This is a genomic window from Myxococcaceae bacterium JPH2, from assembly GCA_016458225.1.
Taxonomy (GTDB): Bacteria; Myxococcota; Myxococcia; order Myxococcales; family Myxococcaceae; genus Citreicoccus.
In genome coordinates this window covers 207,350-219,411 of the sequence record JAEMGR010000006.1, presented here as the reverse complement: position 1 = coordinate 219,411, position 12,062 = coordinate 207,350, and the positions used below count along the sequence as shown (strand labels likewise).

Here is a 12,062-nt window from a genome sequence, read left to right as displayed (position 1 = left end):
ATGCCCATGATGCTCATTGGACTCGGATTGCTGACACTTGTTCTCGGGGGACTGTGGTTCCAGTCTCGCGGTCGCCTCCAGGCCTTGCAGGAGCGGTTCAAGCCCATCCTGGACCTGGAAGCGGAGCGGCGCAGGGTCGCCGAGGAGTTGACGAAGGCCCGCGCGGATTTCGATGCGGCGTTGGCCTCGGAGCAGAAGCGCGTCCGTGACGAACTCGCGAAGGCGCGGAACGAGGCGGACAGCGCGCTCGCCTCGGAGCAGAAGCGCGTGGCGACCCAGCTCGCGCGAGCCAAGGCGGACGCGGAGCAGGCCATCGCCGCCGAGCAGACCCGGGCCAAGGCGGAGTCCGACCGCATTCGTGACGAAGCGGCTCGCACGGCGCAGAGCGCCACGCGCGCCATGGAAGAGGCCGAGTCTCGACGCAAGCAGGCCACCACCGACCGGAACATCCTGGAGCAGAGCCTCGCCCGGCTGAAGCAAGAGCTGAAGGCCTTGGAAGAGGAGGCCGTGCTGCTCTCGTTCGGCTTCTACAAGCCGGTCTATGCCTTTGCTTCGGTCAAGGAGTACGAGCAACGCCTGGATGCGGTCCGGGAGCGCCAGAAGCAGATGCTCAAGGACAAGACCGCCGCCACCTGCTCCACTCAGTGGGAAGTCAACGGCAGCAAGGTCGAAGGAAAGAAGCAGACCGACCGGACGCTGAAGCTGATGCTGCGCGCCTTCAATGGCGAAGCGGACGCATGCGTGGCGAAGGTGACCTACAAGAACGTGAAGGCCATGGAGGCGCGCATCGAGAAGGCCGCGGAGGCCATCAACGGGCTCGTGGAAATCCAACAGTGCGTCATCGCCCAGCGCTACGTGAAGCTGAAGGTCGAAGAGCTGATGCTCGCGTACGAGTACGAGGAGAAGGTGCAGCAGGAGCGCGACGAGCAGCGGCGCATCCGCGAGCAGATGCGCGAGGAAGAGGCCGCCCACCGCGAGCTGGAGAAGGCGAAGCTGGAGGCAGAGCGCGAAGCCCGGCGCGACGCCGAAGCCCTGGAGCGAGCCAAGGCGGACTACGAGCAGGCCAAGGGGTCCGAGCAGCAGAAGCTGCTCGTGCGCATCGCCGAGCTGGAGCGCCGCGTGGCCGAGGACATGGAGAGGCAGCGGGCCATCTCCCAGGCCCAGCTCACCCGAACCGGGCACGTCTACGTCATCTCCAACATCGGCTCCTTTGGAGAAGGCATCTTCAAGCTGGGCATGACCCGGCGGTTGGTGCCGCAGGACCGCATCGACGAGCTGGGAGACGCCTCGGTACCCTTCGAGTTCGACGTGCACGCCATCATCCGGACGTCGGATGCGCCCGCGCTGGAGAACGCCCTGCACAAGACCTTCGCGAACCAGCGCGTCAATCGCATCAATGAGCGCAAGGAGTTCTTCCGCGTCAGCCTGGAAGAGATTGCCGAGGCGGTGCGCAAACACCACGGCGACTTCGAGATGACCCGCCTCGCCGAAGCCGCGGAGTATCGCAAGTCCCTGGCGCTTCTCGACGAGGAGCGCAGAGCACGGGGCGAGCGGGCCGCGTGAGCGCCGGCCCGCTGGCTCACGTCGCCTCGGACGCCTCCACCAGCGCGCGCAGGTCGAACTCCTTGGACCCGCGCAGGCTGCGATAGCGCTCCGGGAAGGCCGTCAGGATGAGCACCTGGAGTGACTCCCCCGCGGCCTCGATGAGTTCCAGCGCGCGCTGATGGCGATTGGCGTCCGTGTTCACCAACGCATCATCCAGCACCACCAGTTGGGGCTCCGCGCGGCGGCCCTGGCTTGCCAGCAGCTCGCCCAATGCCAGCCGCAGCGCGAACAGGGTCTGTTCCTGCATGCCCCAGGAGAAGCTCCCCAGGGCCCGTCCTCCCTCGGGAGTCTGCATCGACGCCCCGCTGAACCCCGCCTCCAGGACGAACGGCTCCACCCGACCCGCGGGCCGCAGATACGCCAGGCGAGCCTGAACCGCCTCCTGGATGGGCGACACGAACGTCCGGTCCATCTGCTCCAACCAGTGACGCACCAGCATGCGGAGCTGCTCCGTCGCCTCGGCCCGCGTCTTGAGGCGCGCATGCTCCTCGGTGGCCAAGGCGAGCCGCTCCTCCATCTCCGCCCACTGCGAGTACACCCCGTCCTCCACCGCCTGACCGAGGAGCGCTTCCTCGCGGACGATTCGCTCCCGCTCCACCGTCTCCGCTCGCTGCACTCGCTCCAGCGTCTCCTGGACGTGACGATGTTGCGTGGCGGCGCGTGCTTCAGGACGCGGGAGCTGCGACAGCAACGCCTTCCTCCCGTTCTCCAAGTGCGCCAGCGCTTCGCCTGCGCTCGCGAGCCGAGCCGAGCACTGCGCGAGCGACATCCCCTCGGCTTCGAGTTGGGCCTCCAGCCGCAGCGACAAGGCCCTCGCCGTCTGCCGCGCGCCATCGCACGCCTGCGTGAGTGACTGAAGCTGACTCTCCGCCTGTCGAGCCTCGGACTCCGCCTCGTCCTTCACCTGCGCCTTCGCCCGCACCTCTTGCTTGCGCGCCTTCAGCTCGTCCGCGAGCGTGGCGAGTTCCGGATACGGGTACGTCCGCAGCGACTCCACGCCCAGGTCGAGCTGTCCCGCCAAGGCTCCAACCTGTCCCGCCAGCTCCCGCTGCCGCTCGCGGAGCGACTCCACGCGCTCGACGTTCGCGGCCGCCAGGAGCGCGGCGAGTGCTCCCTCATGCTTCTCCTGCTCCTGGAGCAACGCTCGGCGTGCCTCACACCTGGCGATGAGTTCCTCCAGGTTCCTCGCACCGTGCTCCATGAGTCGCCGCGACACCTCCTTGCGGTGCTTCTCCACCTCGGCCTGAAGCTTGCCGATCTCCTCGGCCCCCGTGCGCACGCGGACTTCGCCCACGCCGTCGATGCGCAGGCTGGCCGCGCTCACCCCCGCGAAGCGCTTCTGCTCCCCCTTGACCACCGTGTGGTGCTGAGCGTGCCCCTGCGTCTCCCATTCGATGCGCTGCGAACCTTTCGGAACGAAGAGCACCTCGATGCCCTGGGCCTCGAGCCGGTCCTGCGCCTGTCGCTGCTTCCTCTCAGCGTCCTCCACCTTCTTCACATCGCCTTCGGACACGGGCTTCGACGTCGCGGCCCTTCTCCTCAGCTTCTCCACGACGGCCTCCAGGCGCTCGGCCTGGGTGAGCTGTGTCTCCAGCCGTTGCTGCTCCAGCAGCGCCTGACGCGCCTTCTCCAGGAGGCGGCCACGCACCTCCCGTTGCTCGGACGCCCCCTGGGCTTCCACCGCATCCCGGAATGACTCACGCGCGGCGCGACACGCGACCTCCGCCCTTCCCCACGCCTCCCGCGCCTTGAGGCGCTCTGGCTCCTTCGCCGTCGCGGTGGCCTCATGCCGAGCCACGTCAGCCCTCAACGCAAGCAGCTCCCCGTGCTTTCGCGACAGGGCCGCGCATTCCTGCCGCTGTCGTTCCACGTCCTTGTCACAGAGCGCGAGCTGCTGCTCCAACTCCGATTCTCGCGCCAGGCGCTCGTGAAGCAGTGCCCCTTGTGCCTCCAGGGCCTCTCGCTCCTTCGCCAGCCGCGTCCGCGCTTCGGCGGCCTCCTCGAGGGTGCGAGAGTGCCTCGCGGCGGCCTCCTGGCGAGCCTGCAGTGCGCGAGCCTTCTCCTCGAGCGAGGCCACCTCCGCCGCCGCCTTCTCGAGCGCGCTGTCCGCGACAGGCTTCCGGGTCTTCAGCGTGTAGAACTGGTGATAGGCCGCGTCCACCGCCGCCAACAACCGCTGCTCCGGCTCGCTCGTCGCGACGACCCCCACGGCCTCCATGAGTCGTGACTTGAGCGAGGAATCCAACGTCGGCAGCTCGTGCCGCTCGGGAGACTGGTTCAGCCACAGCAAGCGCGCCAGGCCCCAATGCCCCAGCTTCGTCGCGCCCACGGAGGCTCCACTCGCCAGGAGGAACTTCCTCACGTGCTCGTCCGCGGTCTGCGAGTCCGCGAGCCGCTCGAAGCGCGCCCCCGTCCACTCATCCAGGAGACTCGAGGCGCCGTCCAGGAAGCCCTTCTCCAGGCGATAGCGCTTGCCCCCGGCCTCGAACTCCACCGTCACGCGGGGAGACAGCGCCGTCCCCCATGGCCGCAGGTTCTGGACCTCTCGGTCCTTCGTGTTGTGCTTGTCGAACAGCGCGCGCGCCAGCGCGAGAACGAGGCTCGACTTCCCCATCTCGTTGGGTGCGTGGACGACATGGACGCCCACGCCCATGTCCGCAAGCTCCACGGGGTTGCGAAAGCAACGGAAGTGCTGAACGCGAAGCCGGCGGACGATCATCGCCACGCCTCCATCACCAGCTCCGCCAGCAGTCGCCGGGCCTCGAGCCGACCCGACTCCGTGGCCCCCGTGAGCCCAGGTGTCAGGGGTTGGGCCAGGCCCTCCAGAAGCGCCTCCACCAGCGGACTCGAGGCCGCGACCTCGGCGAGCCGCCCTTCCACTTCCGCCCTCGGCATATCGCGTCGCTCGACGATGACGGACAAGACGCCTCGCCCCAGCAACTCCTCGCGGAGTCCCTCCAGCTTCGGCGCCGCATCCTCGGGGGCGGCCCCGTGGGTCCGGATGCGCAGCAACAGCTTCTTCGGCGGGCCCTCGTCCTTCACCCGCTCACGGACCCGCTGGACCTCTCGGTCCACACCTTGCCCCAGGTCCAGGTCGACGGCACACCACCTCAGCGTTCCCGTGGGCACGGGCGTCAGGAGCGGCACCGCCCCTTTCGAGGCAATCTCCACCAGCAACGCCTGCCCCGCCCCCGCCTCGTCGAACTTCGTCGTCTCGTGAGCCCCCGCGTAGGCGGCGCGCTCTTCGTGGATGTATTGCCCATGCCAGTGTCCGAGCGCGAGGTAGTCGAGCCCCGCTCGCGTCACCACATCGGTGGCGATGGGGAAGTCATCCGCCGAGTGCTTCCCGGCGATGCGCAGCGAACCGTGCGCCACCCCGATGCAGATGCCTTCGGACCTGGGGTGCTCGCTCCAAAGCGTCGTCGGGTCCTTCATCCCCTTCTTCTGCCGCAAGGGCGCGGCAAGCAGCACGGCCGTCGTTCCCGGGATGGGAACGGGTGCATCTCCTTCCAGTAGGGAGACGCGAGCGGGGCGCTGCTTCCAAGACGCGCGCCGGTAGACCGCGTCCGGCGTCAACGCATCATGGTTGCCTGGGAGGATGAACACAGGCGAACGGCACTCCTCCAAGACACCCAAGACCGCGTGGACAAGCCGGTCTTCGACGAGGTTGTCCTCGAAGATGTCGCCCGCGAGCACCACCGCGTCCACGCGCGCTGCATTGGCCGCCTGGATGACATTGCGCGCCGCGGCCAGTCTCGCCTCGCGCACGGTCGCGGCCACGTCCGCCACGTGCCGAGCCCGCAACCCCATCTGCCAGTCCGCGGAATGAAGAATCTTGACCATGCCTCACCGGAGGGCCGCGAACACCAGACGCGGCAATGTGAAGGGCGGCGAATACACAAGCGCCAGCATCCGGCGGACCGTATCGGTACCGAGCGACCCGGGACATACCTCGCAAGGGGTAGAGACATCCTGTCGCGCGCCGACCCACCGAGTGACAACGCACCCATCCGATGGCCAACACATGCATGCGCAAGGGGGGGGCTGGTCACTGTCCAATCCACGCGGATAGGATCGACTACGGGCCTGGGGTTCAGGAGCAGGCGGGGAACCCAGGCCATCCAGTCCCCTACCTTCGGAGTGGTAGGGACAGCTACAGCGCAGGCGCCTTAAGAGGGATGGCAGTCTTGAACCGGCCGCGGGGTGAAGCTCCGCGCGATGGGGACGGAGGCACGCATCCATGGAGTTCGATACTCGCGAGTTCGCCCTGAGGGAACGAGTCATCGCCGCGCTCAACAGCACGCCGCAAATCCTCTCCGTCGTCCTGGAGAAGGTCCGGGTCCTGCTCCTGGAATTGATTCCCGCGGACATCATGGGCTCCCGTGTCGCCAGCCCCAGACAGCTCCCCGAGCCCGCCTGGGAAGTGCCAGTCCAACTGGAACACGCGATGGCCGTCCTGGTGGATGTGCAACCGGAGGCGCCGGGAGAGCCCTCGCTCGCGCGCGACCATTGGCAATCTTTCATCGAGCGAGCCAAGGCCCTCCTCTCCAGCCTCTTGCCTCACCTGACGCAGACCGTGCGCAAGTGCCGCGCCATGGAGGCGGTGTCCGCGCGGTCCCAGCTCGTGGATAGACTTCATGAGCCACCGGATGCGGCATATCTCGTGGTCGAGCCTCCCGCGCGCGAGCGGCTTCGCTCCCCCCACGCCACCGAGCTGCTGGACCGATGGTTCGAGCGCTCGGAGCGCCACGGCTCCGGACTCCCGCTCGTGCTCGTGGAGCGACTGGATGCACTCACCCGCATGAGCGCGGACCAGCGGCTGGAGAACGCGGTCTGGGCCCGGACGTATGAAGACTCCTGCCGCGTGGTGAAGTTCATCGAGCTTCCCCAGACAGGAGGCCCTCCCGCGTGGGCCCTGCTACTGCACGAACTCCCCAGCTCGCTCCCGCTCCCAGACGAGCTGCGGCGGCGGCTGACCACGGCGCAGGTCCGGATTGCCCAAGCCATCCTCAGGAACTGGAACAACGAGCAGATTGCCTCGGAGTTCCACCTCACCCGCGAGACGGTGAAGACGCACGTCAAGAACATCTTCAGCAAGGACCGGCTGAGCTGTGACAACCGAACCGACTTCCTCTACCAAGCCGCGAAGTTGATGCGACCGATTTGAGCCTTCGCGCCTCCCTCGCGTCCTGTCCCGCACGCTCCACCTGGGAGGTGCAGCCCGCGAGCCCGCGCCTCCCACACCGTGGAGGACACGACACCTGCCCACCTCCGTCGAACTCATCGGGACGGGTACGAAGGAACACACATCACGCAGTCCAACCGCGAGCGGGTACGGGGATCCCGGCGAGGAGTGGGGATGAGCTTTCCATCGCAACCGGAGGAGCAGGCACTTCACGAGCGCGTCCTGGCACGCGACTCACTGGCCACGGAGGATGTCTTCAAGGTCTTCGTGGACCCCATCATCAAGTGGCTCTGCAAGCAGCCGGGGCGGTCGCCGGAGGATGCGCGCGACGCGACCATCGACGTCATCTACGGCTATCTGAACCATCCGGAGCGGTACGCCCCCGCGAAAGGGCGCCTCCACACCTACCTGATGCAATCCGCCCGCAAGCGAACCCTGGACCGGTACCGCTCCAACGCAGCGCGCCACCGCCGAGAACAGGAATACGGGGGCGTTTTCGAACTTCGCGCGATGCCTCCGAAGGACAGCTTGGAGATCACCGTGGAGGCGCGACTCATGGCGGACCGACTGGCACAGGAACCGCTCACGAAAACGGACCATAACGTCATCAAACTCGTCATGGAGGGCGAGCGCTCCACCCACGTCCTGGCTGAAGCCATGGGCCTCCCAGAGTCCGCGGAGCCCATCCGCCGGCGCGAGGTGAAGCGGAACCGAGACCGCCTCATGAAGGTGCTGGGGCGACTCCGAAAGGAGGACTCCGATGTCTAACCCCGAGTGGCTCGAACACGCCGCACGGCGTGGCCAAAGCGAGACCTGGACCCTGGCTCACGTCTTCGAGCAGTACCGCCAACTGGAGCAACTGAGTCCAGAGGACCTGGCCCGCGAGCTGAACTGCACGCGCGACGCACTCTTGTGGATGTCCCTGTGCCGCAAGCCCGAGGGCGACTCCTTCAAGGAACAGGTGACCGCCATCGCGGAACGCCACGGCGTGGCGCCCCTGTCGCTCGCCAGGATTCTCCGCCACGTCGACATCCTGAAGCCCCTGGCGGCGTCCACCCGCGACGAGCAGCACGGCACGAGCAGGCTTCAGCTCGCCGCGAGGGACCGCATCGCCCGCGGCGGCGATGATGAGCCGACGCCATGACCGGGGACTGGCTGGAGGAGGCCACGCGCGCATGCGGCTTGGCGGCCCCCACCCAGTTTCCGCGCGACCTCCTCGGTGAGCTGCCCTGGTCTCCGCTGCTCGTCGAGGCGGTCGCGCTACCCCAACTCACTCCAGAAGTGATGCGCGACTGGCTCCAGCGCCGAGGCATCCGGCACCCGGCCGGGGAGGACTCGCGCGAGCTGCGGGGATGCATGGTCGCGGACCGTGGCCGGGGCATCCTCTTCTATGACAACACGCAGGGGCGCAACGAGACGCGCTTCACCATCGCGCACGAGCTCTCCCACTTCGTGCTGGAGCAGTGGCTGCCTCGACGCAAGGCGGTTCGTGTCTTCGGTGAGTCCATCCTGCCGGTCCTCGATGGGGACCGCGAGCCGACCGACGACGAAGTCGTGACCGCGCTGTTCGAGCGGGTGCCTCTGCAGAACGCGCGGAGCCTCATGGGCCGTGACGCCTCGGGGCTCCTCACCCGTCGAGAGGTGCTGGAAGCGGAGCATCACGCGGACCTGTTGGCGCTGGAGCTGCTCGCGCCCGCCGCCCTCGCCGCGCCGCTCGTGAGCGATGCCCTGCCCGACAACGAGGTCCAGGGTCGGCTGGTGTTCCGCTTCGGGCTCCCCTGGGACATGGCGGAGTCCTACGTCCTGCGGCTGCGCAGACGCCTGGGCATTCCACGCTTCTCCATCGATCAATTCCTGGGAGTGGACGGAGAGTAGACATGTCGCGAGGGGCACCACCTGAAGTGCCGGACACGATGTATGGAGATGACGACTACCGGGAGGCGTTTGGCGAGGAGCTCTCCTCCACGCTGGACCTCGACCGCTGGTCCACGGGGCTCGACCTGGACCGCGTCATGGAGCGCTTCCGCCAGGAGATCGCGACAGCGGTCCACAAGGAGGGGCGCCTGCGCGCGGCCGTGCGGTCCGAGATCTTCCCCATGTTGGGGACGCGAAGCCGCGCCCTGCCCGAGGCGGGCGTCTACAAGGTCACCCCCGAGGAAATCTCCCTCATCCACGAGCGGCTGCTGTTCCGGGGCAAGGTCGACGCCGTGGCGGGGAGTCATGCCGCGCATGACAGTCTGCCCATTGGCATCTCCCAGCTCGGGGTCGGCATCGTGGGTTATCAGGGCACCACGGGCGCTTTCTCGCAGCGGCTGTTCCGCAAGGAGATGTCCTCGCGCGCCACGAACCCACTCCAGGAGGCGAAGGACTTCATCGCGATGCGGCAGAATCGCTACAAGGGCCCCAAGGACACCCTGTCGCGCATGGCGTGTCGGGGCATCCGGACGTATGCCGAACGCGTCGCGCTCCTGACCAAATCCTCCGCGGAGTGGCGGATGGGATTGGGCAACCCTTGCGCCCACGAGCTGCTCTCGGGCTCTGGCTTCGCCAGCCTGCTGCGCTGCTCGCTGTCGGTGTTGCAGCGACTCATCCACGAGCACAAGAAGTTCGTCTTCGTCTCCGGCGCGCTGCATGACCGGGGGTTCCTGACGATGGGGTTCGCGCTCGACGCGGGCGAGTACTGCCTGCTGGAGACACTCCAGAGCGACAGCGAGGACATCGTCGAGGGCTGGGAGTACGGCGCGAAGAGCAAGCGGATGGCCTGGGAGTTCGTGCGGGACTCGACCCCCAACATCGTGAAGGGGCTGTATCGCGTCTCGGATTACTCCGCGCCTCGGCTGTTCTACGCCCACCGGGAGCACGTCCACGAAGCCGCGTGGATCGCCATGGCGGACAGCATGCTGCGTCCGGAGCGGGGCTTCCCGATGCTGCTCGACGTCGCGGAGATGACGTGCCGCACCGCCTTTGGCGACGACGGATTCCTTGGGCTGGTCCATGACGCCTACGCCCAGGCCGGAGCCAACCTTCAGTTCTTCAGCGAGCGCACGCCGCGCCGCTAACGGGGGAACACCATGAACACGGATGGGAAAGGGCCGAGGCCGCCCAGCAATGGAGTGTTCGAGTTCGAGACCGGGCGGGGCTCCCCCCACTCCGGCGTGAACGGTCGTGCGCCGTCGTTCCAGGTAGTCGGGGGACCGCGCGGAGAGTCCCCTCGGACTGTCACGGAGGGGGCCGGGAGCGCGCCCCGGAACGTGCCGCAGACTCCGCCGCCCATGCCGCCCCCCGCCGCGCGAGCAGCACGCCCGGACGTCATCCGCACCACCCCGCCCGAGGCCCGCGCGGTCCTCGATGAGATGCGGAACGACGCGACGGCGCCCCAGATCGATCCCGAACTGGAGAAGGCGGCGGGCTTCACGCACTTCGACACCTCCTCGAGCGCGGACAACCTCCTGACCGTCCTCCTCACGCGCGACGATCTCCACCTGCTCGCGTCGCAGACGCTGGTGCGGGTGAAGTCACGCGAGGACGGGCGCGCCTATCTGGGCGTCGTCGTCCGAGGTCCCTTCGCGGAACCCAACGCGGTCCCCGCCAATTCGACAATGGCCATTGGCGTGGTCACCCATGGCAAGAAGCTCACCTATACGTTCGACTATCACGGCCGCGCCGAGGTGGAGCTGCTGGGCGAGGAGGTCGAAGGGGCACTGAAGCCGCCTCGCTTCCGGCCGCGCCCCCAGAGCCCCGTGTTCGTGCTGGATGATGCGGAGAGCGAGCGCGTGCTCGGCGTGAGCGGAGACCTCTGCCTTGGCGTCGTCGTGGGCTACGAACGAATGGAGGCCCGACTCAACGCACGCGACAAGGGCATCCTGCCTCGTCATACCGGAATCCTCGGCACCACGGGCGGAGGCAAGTCCACCACGGTGGCCACGCTCATCCATCGCGCCCAGGCGGAAGGCATCGCCATTGTCGTGTTCGACGTGGAAGGTGAATACACACGCGTGGACGAGCCCACCGAGAACGCGGCCATGCTGGAAGCCCTCAAGCGGAGGAACCTGCGGCCCCAGGGCGTCCGAGACCTGCACATCCACCACCTCGCAGGACGCTCCAGTCGCAATCCCCAGCACAAGAACTTGCACCGGTTCTCGCTGAACTTCTCCAGCCTCTCGCCCTACGCCCTGGCGGAGATCCTGGACATGTCGGACGCGCAGCAAGAGCGCTTCCTCAAGGCCTACGACGTCACGAAGCTGCTCCTGGAGGACTTCGGCATCTACCCCCAGACCGAGCAGGACCGTCGCGAGGCGCTCGACGTGGACGAGCTGTCGACGGGCTATCCTCGGATGACCATCCAGCACGTGCTGGACGTCGTGAGCGCCTACATCTACAGCCTCAGTGACGAGGGACGCGCCGAGTCCAAGAGCCGCTCCCGCTCCACGTCGAAGCGCAAGGAGTCCTTGCTCGATGGGCTCGGGGACCTGGAGGGAGCGGCTGCGGACGACGGCTTCTCCTCGGCGGCCCACGGGCCCACGCTCTACAGCGAGTTCAAGGCCAACCCGGGCCGCGTCATGGCCCGGGTCATGGCCCAGAGCAGCAAGCACGAGATCAGCTGGAAGGCCCTGGCCAGCAAGCTCCACCGCCTCCGCCGGCTCAACATCTTCGACGTGGGCAACATCCCGGGGGTCGCCTATGGCGCCATGCTCGCACCCGGCCGGGTGTCTGTCGTTGACCTGTCGGACACGGACTCGCCCCAGCTCAACAACCTGGTCATCGCGGACATCCTGCGCGGCATCCAGGACGCCCAGGAAGCACGCTACGAGAAAGCGAATGCCCGCGAGCAGGCCGTCACCCCCGTACTCATCATCATCGAGGAAGCCCACGAGTTCCTGTCCGCCAGTCGCATCAGTCAGATGCCCGTGTTGTTCGAGCAAGTGGCGCGCATCGCCAAGCGTGGCCGCAAGCGATGGCTGGGATTGGTCTTCGTCACCCAGCTACCCCAGCACCTTCCCAACGAGGTGCTTGGACTGCTCAACAACTTCATCATCCACAAGATGACCGACAGCGCGGTCATCTCCCGGATGCAGCGGACCGTGGGCACCATCGATGAAAGCCTGTGGAACCGAGTGACCCGGCTCGCACCGGGCCAGGCGCTCGTCTCCTTCAGCAACTTCACACGGCCTCTGATGGTGGCCATCGACCCCGCGCCCGTGAAGCGACTGCTCGTTGATTGAGGATGCCTCGCACGCAGAGGAGGCATCGTCGCCCGAGTCGCTTGTCGCTC

9 protein-coding genes are annotated in these 12,062 nt (G+C 67.4%); 7 read left to right on the top strand and 2 right to left on the bottom strand.

Annotated elements, in window-relative coordinates:
* On the top strand, positions 1 to 1,563 hold the full coding sequence (locus JGU66_13550; GenBank protein ID MBJ6761794.1) for a DUF4041 domain-containing protein: 1,563 nt from the start codon (positions 1 to 3) through the stop codon (positions 1,561 to 1,563).
* A gap of 16 nt (positions 1,564 to 1,579) precedes the next feature.
* On the opposite strand, the gene JGU66_13545 is transcribed toward JGU66_13550, so the two are convergent.
* On the bottom strand, positions 1,580 to 4,324 hold the full coding sequence (locus JGU66_13545) for a hypothetical protein (protein MBJ6761793.1): 2,745 nt from the start codon (positions 4,322 to 4,324) through the stop codon (positions 1,580 to 1,582).
* Entirely contained in the window at positions 4,321 to 5,448 is a 1,128-nt protein-coding gene (locus tag JGU66_13540; GenBank protein ID MBJ6761792.1) for a DNA repair exonuclease, read from the bottom strand. The genes JGU66_13545 and JGU66_13540 overlap by 4 nt, the downstream gene beginning before the upstream one ends.
* Before the next feature lie 397 nt (positions 5,449 to 5,845).
* Between JGU66_13540 and JGU66_13535 the strand changes: the two genes are divergently transcribed.
* From JGU66_13535 to JGU66_13510, 6 genes are all read left to right on the top strand, one after another.
* Positions 5,846 to 6,772 carry a response regulator transcription factor gene (locus JGU66_13535; protein ID MBJ6761791.1) on the top strand — a complete coding sequence of 309 codons (927 nt, stop codon included), beginning with the start codon at positions 5,846 to 5,848 and terminating at the stop codon, positions 6,770 to 6,772.
* 192 nt (positions 6,773 to 6,964) lie between these two features.
* Positions 6,965 to 7,558 carry a sigma-70 family RNA polymerase sigma factor gene (locus JGU66_13530; GenBank protein ID MBJ6761790.1) on the top strand — a complete coding sequence of 198 codons (594 nt, stop codon included), beginning with the start codon at positions 6,965 to 6,967 and terminating at the stop codon, positions 7,556 to 7,558.
* Positions 7,551 to 7,934 carry a hypothetical protein gene (locus tag JGU66_13525; protein MBJ6761789.1) on the top strand — a complete coding sequence of 128 codons (384 nt, stop codon included), beginning with the start codon at positions 7,551 to 7,553 and terminating at the stop codon, positions 7,932 to 7,934. Before JGU66_13530 ends, JGU66_13525 begins: the two co-directional genes overlap by 8 nt.
* A complete protein-coding gene (locus JGU66_13520; protein ID MBJ6761788.1) occupies positions 7,931 to 8,665 on the top strand; it encodes an ImmA/IrrE family metallo-endopeptidase in 735 nt (244 codons plus the stop codon). The genes JGU66_13525 and JGU66_13520 overlap by 4 nt, the downstream gene beginning before the upstream one ends.
* 2 nt (positions 8,666 to 8,667) lie before the next feature.
* Positions 8,668 to 9,849 carry a hypothetical protein gene (locus tag JGU66_13515; GenBank protein ID MBJ6761787.1) on the top strand — a complete coding sequence of 394 codons (1,182 nt, stop codon included), beginning with the start codon at positions 8,668 to 8,670 and terminating at the stop codon, positions 9,847 to 9,849.
* A 213-nt stretch (positions 9,850 to 10,062) separates the two neighbouring features.
* Positions 10,063 to 12,012 (top strand): ATP-binding protein, encoded by a 1,950-nt coding sequence (locus JGU66_13510; GenBank protein MBJ6761786.1) that lies wholly within the window; start codon positions 10,063 to 10,065, stop codon positions 12,010 to 12,012.
* Positions 12,013 to 12,062 lie beyond the last annotated feature (50 nt).